Source organism: Psychrobacter sp. CoH-33_TS_01 (assembly GCF_058189395.1).
In genome coordinates this window covers 1-19,624 of the sequence record NZ_JBVGQI010000014.1, presented here as the reverse complement: position 1 = coordinate 19,624, position 19,624 = coordinate 1, and the positions used below count along the sequence as shown (strand labels likewise).

Annotated in this window: 12 protein-coding genes; 6 read left to right on the top strand and 6 right to left on the bottom strand. The window is 47.3% G+C overall.

Annotated elements, in window-relative coordinates:
* Positions 1-16: 16 nt before the first annotated feature.
* From ACZ2XM_RS14920 to ACZ2XM_RS14910, 3 genes are all read right to left on the bottom strand, one after another.
* Positions 17-712: a c-type cytochrome gene (locus ACZ2XM_RS14920; RefSeq protein ID WP_490589782.1), complete on the bottom strand. Its 696-nt coding sequence runs from the start codon at positions 710-712 to the stop codon at positions 17-19.
* 35 nt (positions 713-747) lie between these two features.
* On the bottom strand, positions 748-2,349 hold the full coding sequence (locus ACZ2XM_RS14915) for a flavin monoamine oxidase family protein (protein WP_490589783.1): 1,602 nt from the start codon (positions 2,347-2,349) through the stop codon (positions 748-750).
* Between the two features lie 130 nt (positions 2,350-2,479).
* On the bottom strand, positions 2,480-4,009 hold the full coding sequence (locus ACZ2XM_RS14910; protein WP_490589784.1) for a c-type cytochrome: 1,530 nt from the start codon (positions 4,007-4,009) through the stop codon (positions 2,480-2,482).
* Between the two features lie 660 nt (positions 4,010-4,669).
* On the opposite strand from ACZ2XM_RS14910, the gene ACZ2XM_RS14905 reads away from it, so the two are divergent.
* Positions 4,670-5,668 carry a M20/M25/M40 family metallo-hydrolase gene (locus tag ACZ2XM_RS14905; protein WP_490589785.1) on the top strand — a complete coding sequence of 333 codons (999 nt, stop codon included), beginning with the start codon at positions 4,670-4,672 and terminating at the stop codon, positions 5,666-5,668.
* A 473-nt stretch (positions 5,669-6,141) separates the two neighbouring features.
* Here ACZ2XM_RS14905 and ACZ2XM_RS14900 read toward each other — a convergent pair whose 3' ends face one another.
* The 3 genes from ACZ2XM_RS14900 to ACZ2XM_RS14890 form a co-directional block, all read right to left on the bottom strand.
* Positions 6,142-6,705, bottom strand: coding sequence for a flavodoxin family protein (locus tag ACZ2XM_RS14900; protein ID WP_490589786.1), 564 nt, complete (start codon positions 6,703-6,705; stop codon positions 6,142-6,144).
* A gap of 87 nt (positions 6,706-6,792) precedes the next feature.
* The gene (locus tag ACZ2XM_RS14895) at positions 6,793-7,767 is read right to left on the bottom strand and encodes a purine nucleoside phosphorylase YfiH/LACC1 family protein (protein ID WP_490589787.1); all 975 of its coding nucleotides are present in this window, start codon (positions 7,765-7,767) and stop codon (positions 6,793-6,795) included.
* Between the two features lie 68 nt (positions 7,768-7,835).
* Positions 7,836-9,041: an RluA family pseudouridine synthase gene (locus ACZ2XM_RS14890; RefSeq protein ID WP_490589788.1), complete on the bottom strand. Its 1,206-nt coding sequence runs from the start codon at positions 9,039-9,041 to the stop codon at positions 7,836-7,838.
* Positions 9,042-9,553: 512 nt separating this feature from the next.
* Here ACZ2XM_RS14890 and ACZ2XM_RS14885 point away from each other — a divergent pair.
* From ACZ2XM_RS14885 to nrdA, 5 genes are all read left to right on the top strand, one after another.
* Positions 9,554-10,690: an outer membrane protein assembly factor BamD gene (locus ACZ2XM_RS14885; RefSeq protein WP_490589789.1), complete on the top strand. Its 1,137-nt coding sequence runs from the start codon at positions 9,554-9,556 to the stop codon at positions 10,688-10,690.
* 311 nt (positions 10,691-11,001) lie between these two features.
* Positions 11,002-13,284 carry a DNA primase gene (locus ACZ2XM_RS14880; protein ID WP_490589790.1) on the top strand — a complete coding sequence of 761 codons (2,283 nt, stop codon included), beginning with the start codon at positions 11,002-11,004 and terminating at the stop codon, positions 13,282-13,284.
* A 627-nt stretch (positions 13,285-13,911) separates the two neighbouring features.
* A complete protein-coding gene (gene rpoD, locus ACZ2XM_RS14875) occupies positions 13,912-15,798 on the top strand; it encodes an RNA polymerase sigma factor RpoD (RefSeq protein WP_490589791.1) in 1,887 nt (628 codons plus the stop codon).
* A gap of 194 nt (positions 15,799-15,992) precedes the next feature.
* Positions 15,993-16,304, top strand: coding sequence for a YbeD family protein (locus ACZ2XM_RS14870; RefSeq protein ID WP_490589794.1), 312 nt, complete (start codon positions 15,993-15,995; stop codon positions 16,302-16,304).
* A gap of 691 nt (positions 16,305-16,995) precedes the next feature.
* A complete protein-coding gene (gene nrdA / locus ACZ2XM_RS14865; RefSeq protein WP_490589792.1) occupies positions 16,996-19,275 on the top strand; it encodes a class 1a ribonucleoside-diphosphate reductase subunit alpha in 2,280 nt (759 codons plus the stop codon).
* The last annotated feature ends 349 nt before the right edge of the window (positions 19,276-19,624 follow it).

The following is a 19,624-nucleotide window of genomic DNA, read 5'->3' as shown; positions in this document are numbered from 1 at the left end:
GTAAATACGACCAGTTTTAATGATCAGAAGGGTCGCCACCCGGCGGATCATCATGGCGGAGCTGCGCCACATCAGCAGCCGTTACCGTGTCCTTATAGCCATTTAACTCCGTGACCACATACTGCGTCACGGCTGCCATCTGCTCTTCATTCATCATCGAATGAAAAGAGGGCATGCCACGGAAGCCATTAATTAAGATATCGATAATATAATACTTCGACTCCATTTTCGTATTATTGGCCAAGGGGGGATAGTACCCAGCGCCAATAGCGCCCTCCCCTTTATGCATATGACAGCCCGCACAAGAGTCATGATAAAGCTTAGCCCCATCGGTACCATCAAAGGCATTTTCGCTACCAAATTTCACCTGCCACGTCTTCAACTCAGGGTCATCAGCGAAAGCAGGGATTGAGTCATAATCTACGATGTCTCTTTGCGTCCCCTTCAATTCAGCTTTATTCATATAGACGCTGCCCCAAGCGCCACTATTGCGACTGCCCTGCACATCAAACGCTTCTGCATTGACGCCAAAGGCTGTAGGCGCATTATTGCCATCCATAGTGTTGCCACCATCCGCTAGAATTACTTGGTCTTGCTCATGAGACGAGCACCCCGGCAGTCCCACAAGTACAGCGGCGGCACATAGGATAGCGAGCGCCAACTTGTTAGGAATAAAAGTCCGACTGCCAAAGCGATAAGTAGAATAAGTCATATAAGCCTCTTTATTTCATAAACTATGGCTGCTGGCTATACCGCCAACTTCGCTCTTTTATGTAGCCGATTGGCCGTGTCTAAGCCCGACAATATCGCGCCCTCCTGCCAAGCAGGAATGTGGGAGCAATGCTCGCCCGCTAAGGCAATACGATTATCAATACTGCATAGCGTATCGTAGTATTGCTCACGACTAGAGTCACTCCAAATGCCGTAACACCCTAGCGTCCAGGGGATACGGTGCCAAGCGACCGAGGTGCCTGTACGAAACTCTTTTTTATACTGGGGGTGGATATGCTTGCCATAAGCCACAGCTGCAGCCACGCGCTCTTTAGAGGTCATGGTGCTCCATTTATAGGAAGTAGGACCAAAGCCATAACCCCCTAGCAACACACCCGGCTTATCACTAAACATATCTTGCGACGGATAAGAGATTTGCGTGATGGGCATATCGGTGTAGGATACGCCGCCATAAATCCACTCGTCCTCTTCCCAAAAGCGTCGGTTGAATTCGAGCCCCACTTTAAAAGAGGTATCATACGGTACAGCAGCGATAGCCTGACTCATTGCCGTAGAGACGTTGATAGGAATTTGGCTCAATACAGTGAGAGGGATGGTACAAATACACCAATCGGCACGGGCGGTCTTAGGGGCACTGTCAGCGCCATTACTATCGACGTAATCCACGGTGACTCCGCTAGCATCTTGGTGGATACGGGTCACACGTGCATTGAGCGTAATCATTTCTTGGCATTCACGGGTGAAAGCATCGCCAATTTTACCCATACCCCCTACCGGCTGAAACATGGTCGGGTGGTGGTTGACCACATTAAAATTATCCGAGATATCCGCCCAGACGCCAGACTGTACTAAAGCACTAAAGGGAATGGGCTGTGAGGAGACGGCGCCTGGCATTTGCCCACCCCCAGCGTAGACGCCATAGCCGCGGTAGTTACTGACCCGTTGACTTTGCACATAGCGGTAGTCTTTATTGAGCGCCCCCCAGTCTTTGAGATTCTCTAGCAACTTCTCTTTATCCTCTTTAGTCACTGAGCGATCTAAGCCGCCTACGTTGACTGACTTGGATAATAGCTCAGACACATAGCCGCGAATATCGACTTTGACATCGCCCAACCGCTGCGGCACGCCTTTAAAATGCCCAGTGCGGTGCAAATAGGCGCGATCATTGGTCTGGATAAAGGGCTCTAGCTTGACGCCAAACTTCTTGCAATAGTGCAGCACAGCATAGTGATGGCTGGGCAGACGCCAAGGGCCTGGGTTTAGATAATTGCCCTCGACAAAATCGCATGAGACCTCTTCGCCGCTGAGCTCAGTAAACTTATCGCCACTATTTAAAGTCCAACTGCGCCCGCCACCCCGATTTTGAAACTCGAGTACTTTAACTTGATAGCCCGCCTTACGGAGCTCATAAGCGGCCGTTAGTCCTGCCAGCCCTGCTCCTAAGATAATGATACTAGCGCCCGGTGGTGCCCCTGTCAGTGCCATCTCTTCTTTAAAGCTGGACTCTGAGGCAAAGCCTAAGGTAGTCATGGCCTGATACATAGCGGTCGCCCCCGCAGTCTTGCCTATCATGCTCAGCAGCTGGCGGCGGGTCGGTGATTGAAACATAGTGTTCATATTCTTATCCTTATTATCGCTTGCTGTCCGACCGGTTATTACTCTTGGTTTTATAATCCGTTCTATACTTAATAACGGTCTTCACATACTGACTAACGATCTTCACAATCTTTTTTGTGCCCCGCTGGCCCTATCTAGCATCACCCATTCGGCGCAGCAAGCACCAAATGAGCAGTCCTAGCAGCAGTACCACAGCTATAATGCCCAACCATGCTAGCCAGCCAGCATTTTTAATCAGGAAAGGCACATCCGCAGGCGCGGTCATAATATTATCGACTTGCTCCGCTGTGACCTGGCTGCCGCTCATACCGCCAAAAGTGACCCGCACATAATTAGCGAGGCCTGCAATCTGCTCAGCGCTGAGCTCGTCTTTAAAGCCTGGCATCTGCGGACTGGTATTGGTAGCCCCTTCGATCCCATGAGCGATGACATTCACCACGGCGTTAGGTTGGTCACGGCGTAGCGTGCTTATACCGACGATAGGTGCATAACGAGCTTCGGGCTGACCATAACCATCAACACCATGACAGCTGGCACATTTAGCCAAATATAGCGCCTCGGAAGTGGCAGCGACCGTACCACCCGCAGCCGACCCAGCTTGGAGCTTAGCTTGCTCGATATGCTTCATCTGATCGATAAGGTTAAAGGTAATCTCATCATTCACTTTTTTTGGAAGATTGGCGGTATTGAGGGGCTGTAGCGTGTCTTCTGTTTGCACAGCTGGGATAACTTTTAAATACGAGGCAATCGCCCGTAAGTCTTCTGTTGTGAGATAGCGGGTACTATGAGCCACCGCCTCACCCATAGGACCGCCTGCAAAGGCACGATTCTCTAAGTGACCGGTACGCAGATAGGTAGCGATATCAGTCTCACTCCATGACCCTATACCACTCTTCTCATCAGGGGTAATATTGGGCGCATGCCAATTGCCCAACTGTGCCCCTGCCATATACAAGCTTTTGTTATAGCCCATAGTGCTATCACGCGGGGTATGGCAAGTCGCGCAGTGCTCAAGATTATTAACCAGATATTCGCCGCGCTGTTGGGTCGCATCTAAGTCCGTGCGTGCTTCCCAAGCAGGGACGTTGATCACGTTCCAGAATTTCATGAGCGTGCGAATATTAAAAGGAAAGGGCAATTCGGTTTTATGAGGGGACGCTTCATCCACCGCAGGCACGGTTTGTAGATAGGCAAATAAGGCGTGAATATCCTCATCCGTCATGCCGCTGTAGGAAGGATATGGCATAGCCGGATAGAGCTGATGATCGGGGGCGCGGCCTTTTTTTAAGGCATTTTTGAGGTCTTGCTCGGTATAGTTGCCGATACCATAACGGACAGACGGAGTAATATTGGTGGCATATACCTTGCCCATAGGCGTCTCAATACCTACCCCACCCGCATAGTCCTCCCTATGGCAGGCCATACAGTCTGCCGCTCGAGCGATATAAGCACCGCGATTGACCAAGTCACTATTGGCTGGGCTAACCGCAGGAATAGGTTCCGCCTTCTCAATAATGGCAGGGGTCGCAGCCATTGCGGGTACAGAGACAGCCCCTAATAGCAGCGCGGACACCAGAACATGCAGAGCCTTACGCAGGGGCGGAGTGGGCGCTATAGCTATATTAGGTAATAAGGACAGTTTTGCGGAAGTCGGCTTCATAATTTCCTCATCTAGCGGGCGCATAGGCTCTAAGAGCTTGGCTGGCTGGCATAAACTCGTGGCGACAATAACCACGCATATAAAACATAAAAAAGAGGTGATGGTGCACTTTATTTAAGCTGAGCCTACCCCGCCCGATTAAATAAGGGCAGTTAAAAAGGTACTGTGAAATCAACACAGCTAATTAGAGTAGTAACCACGGAAGCAATGATTTTTAGCCATTGGAAATGAATGCTATCTTACGAAGAGAGCTATAGAATGAGCCAAGCCTGCGCTCAGTTATGACTAAATAGCTCAATGATTTCTAATTTTCTAAGAAATATCTAAGTAAAATAGTGAACGGATTGCGTCAAACTGACGTCGATTCAAAATCCATTTTAAAGAGGCCCATCCTTGTAGGAGCGCTTGTTATAAAGCTTAATCGCTACCTGATAAACGTTACGCCAATTAATTTTTGTTGTAAACATAATTTGCCGTTTGAGCGGTTAAAGTAACTTATTTAAATTAATTATTTACATATTACCCACGGTATTATTTCTTCACTAAGTGCTAAGAATATTTTTGCCGCTGCTAGGAATAAACGGTGCTACAATCGCTTTTATGAATGTGTCATTCACTATATAATTAACCTTTTCTAATTAACAGAGCCTCGCTACCCTTATGCTATCCAACCCACGCCCTTATTGCCTAACCCTCGCCTTATTGTTGGCAGGCTGTACCACAAATCTCAATACTCAGCCCGCCGAGCAGACTTTTGCGCAAGCTATCACGACTGAATCGACGCAGCAAATATTGACCACCTTAGCCGCAGATGATATGCAAGGTCGCCAAGATGGCACGCTAGGCGCACAGAAAGCAGCGCAATATATTGCAGAGCAATTTCAAGCCGCAGAGCTACAACCCTTTGCTGATTTAAAAGGCTATGAGCAAAATTATGAGATTGACGGTGCTGAGGCTATTATCCCCGCCAGTAATGTGATTGGCTTTATAAAAGGCAAAAGTCGTCCAGAAGAATTAGTAATCTTTTCTGCTCATTACGATCATTTGGGGGTTGAGGATAGCGCTGAAGGTGCTGGTAAGGATAAGTATAAGGATAAAATATATAATGGCGCAAACGATGATGCGTCAGGGGTCACAGCTTTAATTCAACTGGCGAAATATTATCAGAAACACAATGACAATGAGCGCAGTATCGTCTTTGTGGCTTTCTCTGGTGAAGAAGTGGGAGGCTTTGGCTCACAAGCTTTCTCTAAGCTTATCGACCCTGATAAAGTCGTTGCCATGTTCAATATCGAGATGATTGGTACGACCAGTAAATGGGGCAAAAATTCTGCCTACCTTACTGGTTTTGATAAATCGGACTTTGGTGCGATATTGCAGGAAAATTTACAAGGCTCTAACTTCCAATTCCATCCTGACCCTTATTTAGATAAAGACTTGTTCTATCGCTCTGATAACGCTACTTTAGCGGCTCAAGGCGTACCTGCACATACTATCTCGACCTCAAAAATGGATAATGAGCCGTATTATCATACGGTTGATGATGAGATAGCGACCTTGGATATTCCGAATATGACTGCGATTATTAAGGCCATTGCTTTAAGTGCCACTAGCATCATTGCTGGTGACAGCACGCCCACTAGAATAGCCAAGCGTTAGCAGCGCGCTGTGCTCTAGTTAATCCTATGGCAACGGGTACGTTTAGCGCAAGCCATCGTTACTTTATCAACACCAACTAAAGATTGGCGAGCCTGCCAAGCTGTGCTTAAATATCGGGCTCTCTACTGTGCGATAAAAAAGGTTAAATGCTGTGATAAATCGATTGGTTAACGTAGTTGCGCTGCTCTCATTAATGTCAGGTATAACCCTTTTGAGCGGTTGCCAAGCTATTCAACTGGTGGACCATCCTATCCCGGTCACCACTAATTATGCAGTAACTGCGCAATAACCTTCTAAATAATTTTCTATAAGATAATTTCTATAAGGTAAACCGTACCGTACCGTACCGAAATAGACAGACAGACAGCAAAAAGCCACGCTTATGATAGCGTGGCTTTTTAGTGGCTACTGATTTCAGATCACTCAGTGCTTATATAGGACAGTGTTTATTAAGTCGTTATCTTCGCCAACCACTAGCTATATTGCAACATCGTCTTGGCCAGATGCTTCCCAAACCAAATAGCGGTATCAATATCACCTTGGCAAGGGGTCTCTTCAGGCGGCGCATCCATCGACTGGGTCATCAACCCTAAAAAGCTAGACAAGCGATTCATATCGGTTTCAGTATGACCCGTAGGCATCAATGGCATACCTGTCCAGTGCATGCCATGCTGCATAGCAAATAAACAGATTTGCTGCAGCACCAACAGCTTATCGCCGCTCAATCCACCAGAGTTGGCAAAACCTGCCGCCCACTTACCTTCCCATTCGCGGTTATACCAACGTTTGGAGGTCTCATCCATAAACGCCTTAAATTCAGCAGGCGCGCTGCCCATATAGACGGCACTACCAAAGACAATCATATCGGCTGCATCCACAAAATCCCAATCGACCTCATGGATATCAATCGCACGAGCTTGGGTTTCGCCTAGTACCGCTTGCGCACCCTCAGCAATAGCAAGGGCGACCCGCCGGGTATGCCCGTAATTACTATGATAAACAATGGCGATGGAGGTGGATTTTTGTGGATCAGTCATACCGTCTTGGTCTCTAAAAAATATTTAAATCGTAGTAATAGTGGCGTGAATAGCGAACCACTCTAAAAACATGAGCCAGTTATGGGGTTATAAACGCACAATCACAAGGGCCATGCGCCCAGTCGCAGGACGATGCTCGTGGGTCTGCTGCCGATAAGAATAATAATGCGGATCGGCATAACTACAAGGGATGTCATTATCATCCTTCATGCGAATGCCTTGCGCCTCAAGCTGTAGGCGTGCCAACTTAGGCAAATCCAACCAGTATTTATCGGCCAGTTCAGCGGTATGGTCCGCCTTATCCACCGCTTTGCAAATAGACGCTCTTAAACTTGAAGTTTCTGCCGCCGTCAGCCCTTGCCGATGAGCACAACCCGCCATTAACTTATCGACGACTTCCCCGCCCACCTCGTAATTGGCAGGACTAATACAAGCCCCTATCCAAGCCCATATTTCATTGCCAGTATAGGTATTAGTATTAGTATCGGTATCCGCAGGGCTAAGCTCAGTAGGTCTATTGGCAAAAGTCTTGGCAGTCTCAGCAATCACACCATTCGCCAACCCTTGCCAACCAGCATGAATAGCGGCTATCTGCCCTGAGCTTGGCTGATACAGCACAATCGGTACACAGTCTGCGGTCATAATCGCAAGACCGCATTGCACCGCTTTGCTGACCATGGCATCAGCGTCTCTCGCCCGCATCTGTGGCCTCTCAACATCGACAGGAATGACCGTATTACCATGCACTTGGTTTAGCCAATGGAGCGCTTGTAAAGGCGCTTTACCCTGCTCAGTAAGATACTGATTGATAGCGGCCAATAACTGACTGCGGTGCTGATGTACCTGCTCCGGATTATCACCGACATGCAGGCCAAGGTTAAAGCCACCGTAGCTAGGGAGATTAGACTGTGGCGCTGCTGTTGACGTCTGGACTTGCGCCGTTTCGATGCCCGGATCAAAAGCGGTATGGGTCTGCAATACCAACATCCCATCATCCTGCGCTAGGACCTGCGCAATAGAGAGCAAGTCAAGGATAACACTATCTTTATTAAGACTGTTCATAACAAGTTACCCCTTAATTATCTTCTGCAGCACCGTACAGCATCGACCCCAAGCAACCATTAGCCGACCTACTCTTCCAAATCGCTAAGCTGCTCCACCAGCCGCATCATATCCGCGGGCATAGGGGCGCTTACCTCGAGATCTTCTCCGGTCACAGGATGCACAAACCCAAGGGTATAAGCGTGCAAGGCTTGTCTTGGGAAATTCATAACTGCACGGCGTTGCTTTTCAGTGATACCGGCCCGCAATTGGCGACGACCACCATAGACTCTATCGCCGACTAAGGGATGACCAATGTGACTTAAGTGCACCCGGATTTGGTGAGTACGACCGGTCTCTAGCTGCACATCGACTAGACTATAGCTCTCATTTAGCCCAGTGATTTTAATCAGATGCGTCACTGCTTCACGACCGGTATCCGTCACCATCATCTTAGTGCGCATGCTGCGATGGCGGCCGATAGGCTCATTAATATGGCGGAAGCGCTTGAGGTTTTCCTCCCCTCCCGCAACCACACATTGATAGTGACGATAGACTGTTTTATCTTTAAGTTGGTCGGTGAGATCCAACTGCGCGGATTTGGTTTTGGCCACTAGCAATAGACCCGAGGTATCTTTATCGATACGATGTACCAGACCCGCTCTTGGCAAATGCTGCTGCTCTGGGAAATGGAACAATAACGCATTCACCAAAGTGCCGGTCCAGTTACCCGCGCCAGGATGCACGACCATACCTACTGGCTTATTCACGACAATGACGTCATCATCTTCATAAACGATATCTAGGTCGATATCTTCTGGTAAGTCTTCGCTATGCTGCTCTAGGGTAGCGGCTAGCGTTAAAGCTTGACCGATTTTAACCCGATATTTAGACTTTTGCGCGGCGCCATCGACCAGCAGCTTGCCGTCATTAATCCAACTTTGTAATTGCGCCCGCGAAAATTCTGTAAACATCTGCGCGGCTAGTTTGTCGATACGCAGGCCGGCCTGCTCTACCGTTACCACATGCTCAGCATGCACTTCACGGGTACCTGTTGGCGTCTCCACAGCGTCATCCGCATCATCTTCAAGCTCATCATCGTCTAAAAGATCGCCATCATCGTCTAAATCCGATTCGTCGAATTCAGTTTCGTCAAAATCGGCAGCTAACGCTTCATTGTCTATAGGGCTATCGGCTAAAAGCTCGCTCTCTTGCTGATTAGCAGCAGGCGTGTTGGCGGCATCAAGGGGGTTCATTGCAGTGTTCGCATCATCATTGGTCGGACGTGGGCTCATAAATCGTTGCTCAGTTGGTCATACCTGTCGGTAAAATGGAGATATAAAATAGGGCTAGTGTACCATGACCCCTACTTGCTCCCTATGTTAAACTCACACGTGGGTGTCAATTTATTATCATTACTGTGTCTTTTATCATAATGCCTTCGCGGCTCTGTTACGGTCATGCTACACTATGCGACGTAATAATTTAGCCTTATAGTCGCGGTTATACTCCGCGCTTAAGACTTATTGTAGGGGCAAGTTATAGAGTTAGGCAGATTGGCTGTAGGCGTTATTATACGCTCACTTGGCCCTGCTTAGTCTGATTTTGCTGTCGTTACGATTGAGCATTGCGCAGCATATATAGCTGAACAGTTTGTGGTTTTATCAGCAGACCGCCCATAAGTCAGGTTATAATTTAGACTATCGTTATAGTTATCTCTATTGTTTTTATCGTTATTATTTTATCAGCAGCGCTAAGCTGTTTTCCTTATTCATTCGATTTCGTTGTGTTGCGTTGGAGTAGATGTATGCGTCCTGTTGGCAATAAATTAGTATCTCTATCAGCCGTTACTTTGATGGCCGCAAGCTTGAGCTTGACGGGCTGCCAAACCTTTAAAAACCTGACTAATAAAAGTAAAGACACGGTTGAAACTGCAGAGAAATCTGAGCAAGAGTACTACCAAACGGCCATTAGCCAACTCGAAAAAGGCCGCAGTCTTTCGGCTATTGAAAACCTCACCAATCTGCGTACCTTCTATCCTACTGGTCGCTATGCAGAGCAAGCGCTATTGGAACTTATGTATGTCCAGTATGATATTGGTGAGTTTGAAAATGCGGCGGCCAGTGCCGACCAATTTATTAGTCTCTACCCTTCTAACCCGCAAGTTAGCTATGCTCACTATGTGCGCGGCGTGGCCAATATGGAAGGCTCATCAGAAGGCTTAAAGTTGATTCCGCTCAATCAGGCCGAGCGTGATACCTCTTATTATCGTTTAGCCTTTGCAAACTTCCAAGAGCTACTAGCCAAGTATCCTAACAGCCCTTACGCTCCTGATGCCGCGCAGCGTATGACTTTTATCTATAACCAGTTTGCTGAAAGTGAAATCAAAGCGGCCAACTGGTATATCGAACGTGAAGCCTATGTCGCAGCGGCGAACCGTGCTAAATGGGTATTCCAATATTATCCTCTCAGTGAGTCTACGCCAGAAGCATTAGCGATCTTAGCCTATAGCAACGAAAAACTAGGCCTGACGGATTTGGCTAATGAATACAAGACGCTATTACAGCTTAACTACCCTGATAAGCTAGCGGCTAATGGCAGCGTTCGTTTAGATGCCAAACGTGATCGCTCCTTAATTAACAAGATTACTTTTGGTAAACTTGGCCGTAATGGTAAAAACGTTGAGAGCTACACCCCGACTCAGTACAATGGTGCGACCAAGACTCAGGTCATCCGTAATGCGGCTCAACTGCAATTGCCTGCTACCACGCAAACCTCTGCAGACGCAGCTGCCGCTACTGGTCCTATGAATAATGCGGGTCGTGGCGTCAATGTCGGCCTAGGATTACCGCCAAGCGCGACCAATCAAGTCTCTGGTCAAGGTAGCGCTAGCGCTGCGGCTAAAGAAGCCAGTGCCGATACACGCATGGTGCCTGCTCAGTAAGCAACCTACTTAGTAAAAAAACCTGCTCAGTAAAAAACTTGCTTAGTAAAAAACAGATAAACCAGTTGATTTATACTAGTTGATTTATAATAGCCAGTGAGTCTAATAAAAACCCTATACCGGATTTTATTTGTCACAATGCACTCTATATAATATAAAATATTATGCAAACCTACTCTGTCTCAGGGTAGGTTTGTTGCGCTATAGCTAAAAATAATTGTTATATTCAAACCTTTTGACTTTATGCCTGTTAGTGTTAAGGGCTGTTATTTTTAAAGTCTTTTCCTTTGGCCTCTAAAAATGGTTGATTTATGAGCATTCCCAGTCATATTCTCGACCAACTCAATTCTCAAGCCGACTTGGTCGCTATTATTGGCCGCCATACCACGCTCAAGCGCGCCGGTAGAGAATATAAAGGCTGCTGTCCGTTTCATGGTGAGAAATCGCCCTCCTTTTACGTCAATCCCCAAAAGAACATTTACCACTGCTTTGGTTGCAGTGTGGGTGGCAATGCCATTAATTTTTTGCGTGAGTATGAAAACCTAACCTTTTTAGAAGCCGTCAAAGAGCTGTCACAACAGACCGGTATCGAAGTCCCACAAGAAGAACAACGGGCGGTGAAATATCAGCGTTCTTCCGTACCTGCGCGTGCTCCTGCCTCGCAGCAACGGGGACAAAACCGTCAGCCGTCTGCTAATCAACAGACTAAGCCAACCGCTAATTCGTCATCTAACCCGCCAGCAACTAATAACACTGCCAATAACCAACCTACTAATAGCTCTCAACAGGCCAACTCGCCTGCACAAAATAACAATAACTTTGTGGGCAATAATGAGGCTGCGTCAGCCAATTTGCCTATAAACGATGGCTATGACGACTATCCTGCTGATTACTATATTCCAGATGACGACAATCCTCCCTATGACGATTGGCAGAGCTTTGGTGGGCCAAGTTTTGACGGGCAAGGCTTCAGTGGTCAAGGATACGATGAGCAGAGCTTTGCACCGCCAAGCTTCGGTGGCGAGTCCACAGGGGGCTATAACCTGCCAGCGGCCAAGCAAGAAGGCGATTTATACGAGCTGCTTACGCAAATTCAGCAATACTATCAACGCTGCCTTGCCAACAATAATGCGGCTAAAAATTACTTTTCTTCGCGCGGGCTAACCCAGCAAACTTTAGACACTTTTGGGCTAGGTTACGCTCCCTCAGGCTGGCAGCATTTAGAAGAGCAATTCCCACGCGATGTCGAAGGGCTAAAGGCTTTAGGGTTGGTACGCCGCTCTGATTCGGGGCGCGATTATAATCTACTGCGCGACCGGGTCATCTTCCCTATTCGAGACAATCAAGGCCGTACTATTGGCTTTGGTGGCCGAGCCTTGGATGACACGGTCAAACCTAAATATATCAACTCTTCCGACTCACCGGTCTTTCATAAACAGCATGTGCTTTATGGCTACTATGAAGCTCGCCAGCAGCGGGCCAATGATTGGCTGGTCGTCGAAGGTTATATGGACGTTATCGCCCTCTATCAAGCGGGCATCTATGGCGCAGTCGCTTCGATGGGCACAGCCATTAACGAAGCACAAATCTCGCGCTTGCTGACGATGAACCCTATATTAACGTTATGCTTTGATGGCGATAGTGCCGGGCAAAAAGCCGCTTGGCGTACCTTAGAGCTAAGCATGACCATCCTGAGCGATGATAAAGAACTGCGCTTTTTGACCCTTCCGGGCGGACATGACCCCGATACTTATATCAAAGCCAATAGTGCCGATGCCATGCGCCAGCAAATCCGTGACGCTATGCCGCTGTCGCAATATGTGTTTGCCTATTTGAGCGAGCGCCATGACCTAAGCCTAGCCGAAGGTAAAGCCAAGCTCATGTCACAGGTGCGGGCGCTGACCAATCAATTGCCCAAAGGCAGCAGTTTCCGCTCGCTATTAAATAACGATATCTACCAAAAACTGGGCGGTCGACGCGAACAAAATAAAGCGGCGCACGATGCGTTATTAAACTTTGATAGCACGCTCACGCTCAATATGAACTTGTACCTGTCCTTGCTGTATCAACCGACTATCCTAGACCATCGCCCCTTACAGCGCTTATGGCAAAAATCTGGGGTCGCCGAATTACAGATTCCTGACAAGCTGATTGACCGTATTGAGCAAAGCGGCCTGCAAGTCCCTGCGCTGCCCTCTTGGAATGACATTAACGATGACCACTTAGCTACGTTGGTAGCGACGATAGAAAAGCTATTGCCTTATTTGCCGAACGATACCAATGCTGCCAGCCATTTTATCTTGGCCAACCTGCCGGCAGACTTGCAAAGCTTACTCGCCGCGCAGTGGCAGCAGTTCTATCGCAATATGGTCGCTCGTGGGGTCCTCGATCTTGAGTTTCTGTTTGAAGAGCTGATGATTCAATTGCTCTATCGCACCCTTAAACAGCAGCACCGCCAAGCTAAAAACTTCTTCGTTAAAGAGATTCTAATCAGACGTTGGAACACGCTTTCAGACTGGAATAAACGCCGCGAGGCTGAGCAGGCTGCCTTATTAAACGCGCCTATTCCCGCAGCGCCAGAACGACCCAGTTAGGCCAGCGGCTATAGGTTAATCGCGCATATAGTCTATTTTTATTGGGCTAACCCGCTTATATCTTTAAGATTGTCTAAGCGGCGCCTTTAAAAATTAACCCGTAGCCCCCATACAGTCAGTAACCGTATATATAAGACCTAAGAGTCTTTATATATGTGAATTTATATATATCAGAATTTGTTAATCCGTGGCTTCCGTAGCACACAGATTATTTTTTAGCACACAGATTATTTTTTTCAGCGCTAATGCCACGCTATTTAGATTTTATAGGCGCTCGGGCTGAGAGAATATGTTAAAATAATCAGTTGGATAATTTTTGCGTTATTGTTTGATTTTTTCGATTTGAGCTGCCGGTCAGAGCTGACCCCTTATTGCTATCTTCCTGCTAGGCTATCCATGCGATACGCCAGCATAAAGCAATCCCAACTCTCTGACGCTTGACCGCTGTCTACTATCGTTTGACTATGATTAGCAAGTTTATAAACCCATAATCTCACATTATGCAATGGCGCACCCTAGCCTATTGAGCTTATTTGTTACGCCGCGCAGCGGGTCTTATCGCTGTGCTGATAGCTCTTAACGCGGTGCCTTATTGTCTAGTGTCCGACTTCACCAAAGCGAGTATTTATGAGCGATAAGTCAGTTTCCAAGTCTACCTCTCAGCTAGCGACCCTCATCCAGATGGGTAAAGAACAAGGCTACCTGACCTATGCTGAGGTCAATGATCAGCTACCGGACTCTATCACCGAAAGTGATCAGATCGAAGATATCGTCCAGATGCTCACCGATGTAGGCATCAAAATATTTGAGTCAGCGCCCGATGCTGATGATATCTTGATGAATGATGACTCAAGCGATGATGATATGGCAGCCGATGAAGCGGCAGCCGTATTGGCAGCGGTTGAGACTGAGCCGGGTCGCACCACTGACCCTGTGCGTATGTATATGCGTGAGATGGGTACCGTTGACCTATTGACGCGTGAAGGCGAGATTGCTATCGCTAAGCGTATCGAAGAAGGTATCCGTGATGTGCAGCATGCCATGTCTTACTGGCCAGGTACGGTACAGTTCGTCTTAGATGAGTATCAAAAAGTCTTAGATGGCGATAAGAAATTGTCTGACGTCATCACTGGGTTTTTAGACCCAGAAGATATGAGCACGCCTGCGGTCGTGGAAGAAAAAGAAGAAGCCCCAGTCATCAAAGCCAAAGCTAAAAACAGCAAAGAAAAAGACGATGATGATGAAGACGACGATGATGTAGACGTCGAAGGCGAAGATGACGAAGCAGAAGAAACGACGGGTATCGATCCTGAAGAAGTACGTGCACGTCTAGAAGAGATTGAAGGCTTATTTAATACGGCCAAGCAAGCTTTATTAGACTTTGGTCGTGGCAGCCCGCAAGCCGATGAGGCTTATGCCCAGTTGGCTGAGCGCTTTATGATGCTGAAGCTAAATAACCGTCTGTCTGACCAAGTTATGGCCATCATGCATGATGTCTACGATGATGTGCGTAAGCAAGAGCGTCAAATTATGCGCTTGGTAATTCGCCGTGGTCGTATGCCACGTACCGAATTCCGTAAGACTTTCCCAAGCAATGAGACCAACGTCGATTGGTTGACCGAACGCCTAAAAGGCAAGCCTGGCTTTGCGGACCATCTCGAAAAAGTCGTCGATGACGTCATTCTATTACAACGTAAAATCCGTGATTACGAGCAACAGCTCGACATGGAAATCCGCGATATGAAAGACGTCGCCCGTCGTATGGCTATCGGTGAAGCCAAAGCCCGTCGTGCGAAAAAAGAAATGGTAGAAGCGAACCTACGTCTGGTTATCTCTATTGCGAAAAAGTACACCAACCGTGGTCTACAGTTCCTAGATTTGATTCAAGAAGGTAACATCGGCTTGATGAAAGCGGTAGACAAGTTTGAATACCGTCGTGGTTATAAGTTCTCAACTTATGCGACTTGGTGGATTCGTCAGGCCATCACCCGCTCTATCGCGGATCAGGCGCGTACTATTCGTATCCCTGTGCATATGATTGAGACTATTAACAAAATAAACCGCGTCTCGCGTCAGTTATTACAAGAGATGGGCCGTGAGCCAACGCCTGAGGAATTAGGCGAACGTTTAGAGATGGACGAGGTCAAAGTCCGTAAGGTGCTTAAGATTGCTAAAGAGCCTATCTCTATGGAGACCCCAATCGGTGATGATGAAGATTCACACTTGGGCGATTTCATCGAAGACCAGACGATCTCTAGTCCGGTTGAAGATGCGACGGCTGCCGGCTTGCGTGAAGCGACCAAAGATGTCTTGGGCAATCTAACCGAGCGTGAAGCCCGTGTCCTAAAAATGCGCTTTGGTATCGATATGCCGACCGACCATACTTTGGAAGAAGTGGGTAAGCAGTTTGACGTGACCCGTGAGCGTATTCGTCAGATTGAAGCGAAAGCCCTGCGTAAATTACGTCATCCATCACGCTCTGAGCACCTACGCTCATTCCTTGAAAATGACTAATCGCGACCTTATAGTGATATAAAGGCTAAACCTAAGAAGCTGAGCTAGTCTCAGCTTTTTTGTGGCTGTATGACTATTTATATATTGGCTACCTACTGGTGCAGACAACGCTAAGCAACCAAACATATCTCAACCTACTAAGGATTTTTATGAGCAATAACAACAATACCGACAAAGAAGTAAACTTTGGTACTTTGACCAACGAAGACCAACCCATCAAAGGCAAAAAGACAGATATTCAGAACCCTGAGCTTTGGGAGTTCCCGATGGACTACCCGATGAGCATCATCGGTCACGAAGGCCAACAAGAGACTTTGCTTAATGAATTAAAGCTGATTTTGGGTAGCCAGTTCCCTGAGTTTGATTTGGCCTCGATTCAATTGGTTCCGTCAAAGACCGGCCGCTTTCACTCTGCCCGTGTCAACGTGCATCTAACGGCTCTTGAACAAGTCAACGAGCTGTATGCGGCACTTGATGCTGCCAAAACAGTGCGTATGGTGGTATAACTTTCTTTAAAAATTCGCCTACTCTCTTTTTTTGATGCTTGGCAATTAGGAGAACTGCTCTGTCATTTTGAGCAGTTCTTTTATGCTTTTTAGGCCTAAGCTGATAGAATACTGCCCAGATATTAATTTAATATTTTTTTTGTCTCCTATTGACTTTTACCCAGTCCCCATCAGCTCTGCGCTACCCACTTTTACCCTCTAAAAGTGACCCTAGCAAACATAAATAGAATTGAAAATCAATCTAGCTTTTCAAGTATTTTACCGCTATATTGTGTCTACCAAATCAAACATCCCCTATATCTTGTGTCCAAGGCAAAAATCATGCTATTGGTTCTGGGCTTCCTATTGCGCAAATTTTATGCTTTAGGGTTGGCGACTTATTAGCGCATTGCGGTACCCATTGGTGGCCTTGCAACATCGTTATCGACTCGCTAAATAGAGATAATGCCAGCGCTGAGTGCTAGATATCGGACAAGTGATTTGTATTATTAATAATTTTTCGTTTTGACCTTTGTTTTGCTTTTTATAGTTAACGTTAAAACCACCACTACCACTACGCTACTATCTGCCGAGAGTGTGTTGGTAAGCTTGTTTAGCGGCTCAGCGTGCTCATGACCTGCCTTAATTGCTGCCGGTCCATGCCCTAGCCACAAGTTTACTCAATATATTTTGACAGCTACTGAGGACTACCATGACCCATATTGATAAAATCCAAGTTACCAAACGTGACGGCCGCCTAGAGCCAATCGATTTAGATAAAATTCACAAAGTTATCGCTTGGGCGGCAGATGGGTTAGACAATGTCTCAGTATCGCAAGTCGAGCTTAAGTCACACATTCAGTTTTATGAAGGCATCCGTACTCGTGACATCCACGAGACTATCATCAAAGCTGCTGCCGACCTCATCTCTGAAGACACGCCAGACTATCAATATTTAGCTGCGCGCTTAGCTATCTTCCATTTGCGTAAGATTGCTTACAATCAATTTACCCCTCCGCACCTATTTGACCAAGTCAGTAAGCTAACTGCTGCTGGCAAATATGACGAACATATCTTGGCCGATTACAGCCGTGAAGAGTTTGAAGAGTTAGATGACTATATCGACCACTGGCGCGATATGAACCTGGCCTACGCTGCTGTCGAGCAAATGGCTGGTAAATATCTCGTACAAGACCGCGTTACTAAAACCGTTTACGAGAGCCCGCAGTTCCTTTATATGCTGGTCGGCATGTGCTTATTTGCTAGCTATGATAAGTCTGAGCGCCTCGACTATGTCAAACGCTTCTACGATGCCACCTCTGAATTCAAAATCTCCCTACCTACGCCTATTATGTCGGGCGTGCGCACCCCATCGCGTCAGTTTAGCTCGTGCGTCTTAATCGAATGTGGTGATAACCTAGACTCTATCAACGCGACCACTAGCGCCATCGTGCGTTACGTGTCTCAGCGTGCCGGTATTGGTATTAACGCCGGACGTATCCGTGCGCTAGGCAGCCCTATCCGTGGCGGCGAAGCCCAGCATACCGGCTGTATTCCTTTCTATAAGCTGTTCCAAACTGCCGTTAAGTGCTGCTCACAAGGCGGCGTCCGTGGTGGTGCAGCGACTTTATTCTACCCATTGTGGCACCTCGAAGTTGAGTCGTTATTGGTCCTTAAGAATAACCGCGGCGTTGAAGACAACCGTGTCCGTCAAATGGACTATGGCGTGCAGCTGAATAAACTGCTGTATACCCGTCTGATCAAAGGCCAAGATATCTGCCTATTCTCACCGTCTGATGTGCCTGGTCTCTATGACGCGTTCTTTGAAGACCAAGACGAGTTTGAGCGTCTGTACGAAATGTATGAGAAAGACAGCAACATTCGCAAGCGCCATATCCCAGCGACCGAACTGTTCAGCATGATGATGCAAGAGCGCGCCAGTACCGGTCGTATCTATATCCAAAACGTTGACCATTGCAACACGCATAGTCCATTCGACTCTAAGGTTGCGCCGATTCGCCAATCCAACCTATGCATGGAAATCGCGCTACCGACCAGTCCTCTTGATAACATCAATGACGAAAAAGGCGAAATCGCCCTTTGTACGCTATCTGCTGTCAACCTAGGTAAAGTGGAAGACGTGAGCGACATCGAAGAGCCTGCCGAGCTAATCGTGCGTGCGCTAGATGCCCTACTCGACTACCAAGACTATCCAGTCAAAGCCGCTGAAAATGGCAGCATGAAGCGCCGCACCCTAGGCGTCGGCGTAATCAACTATGCTTATTACCTAGCCAAAAATGGCACGAAGTATTCTGAAGAAGCCGCTCTTGGCTTAACGCATAAGACTTTTGAAGCCTTGCAGTTCTATCTCTTAAAAGCGTCAAACAAATTGGCGAAAGAGAAAGGCGCTTGCCCAGCATTCGGCGATACTACCTACTCGCAAGGTATCTTGCCGATTGATACGTATAAAGCCGACTTGGACAAAGTTTGCGCTGAGCCATTGCATCTTGATTGGGAAACGCTACGTACTGAGATCACTACTCATGGTCTGCGCAACTCTACCCTGTCAGCCTTGATGCCTTCTGAGACCTCTAGCCAGATCGCAAACGCGACCAACGGCATTGAGCCGCCACGCGGGCTAGTGTCTATCAAAGCGTCAAAAGACGGTATCCTTAAGCAAGTCGTGCCCGATATCGAAAACTTAAAAGGTCAGTACGAGCTGCTGTGGCAAATGCCGAATAATGACGGTTACTTGAAGCTGGTTGCTATCATGCAGAAGTTCATCGATCAGAGTATCTCGGCCAATACTAACTATGACCCAAGCCGCTTTGAAGGCTCACGGGTGCCAATGAAAGTCTTGCTGAAAGACTTATTGACTGCTTATAAACTGGGCGTGAAGACTCTGTACTATCACAACACTCGTGATGGTGCTAACGATGCGCAAGCAGATATGGAAGATGATGGCTGTGCTGGTGGCGCTTGTAAGCTTTAAGCAGTCGCTGTAGAGGTTTGCTTTGAAGTCTCCCTTGCTTTAAAGCCCCCTTCCTTTATCAAAGGAAGGGTTGGGGATGGATTTCTTAGTCTTTGAAGTCTCCCTTTTGTAAAGGGAGATTTAGAGGGATTTGCTAGCCTTAACATCGCAGCTTTTTAAACCTTGAGAAATATGCGAGGCATGGGCAGTCTATCCTTAATGACTATGACCGTGCCTCGTCCCTCGACAAACAGCAAAGACTTTTAAGTGATTAGCGCCTGTAATAAGGTTTCTGTAGATACCATCTTGTTAAATCAGAATCAAGTGGTGATATGGGCTACTTGAGGCTGATAAGGCATTTGGTGTTTTA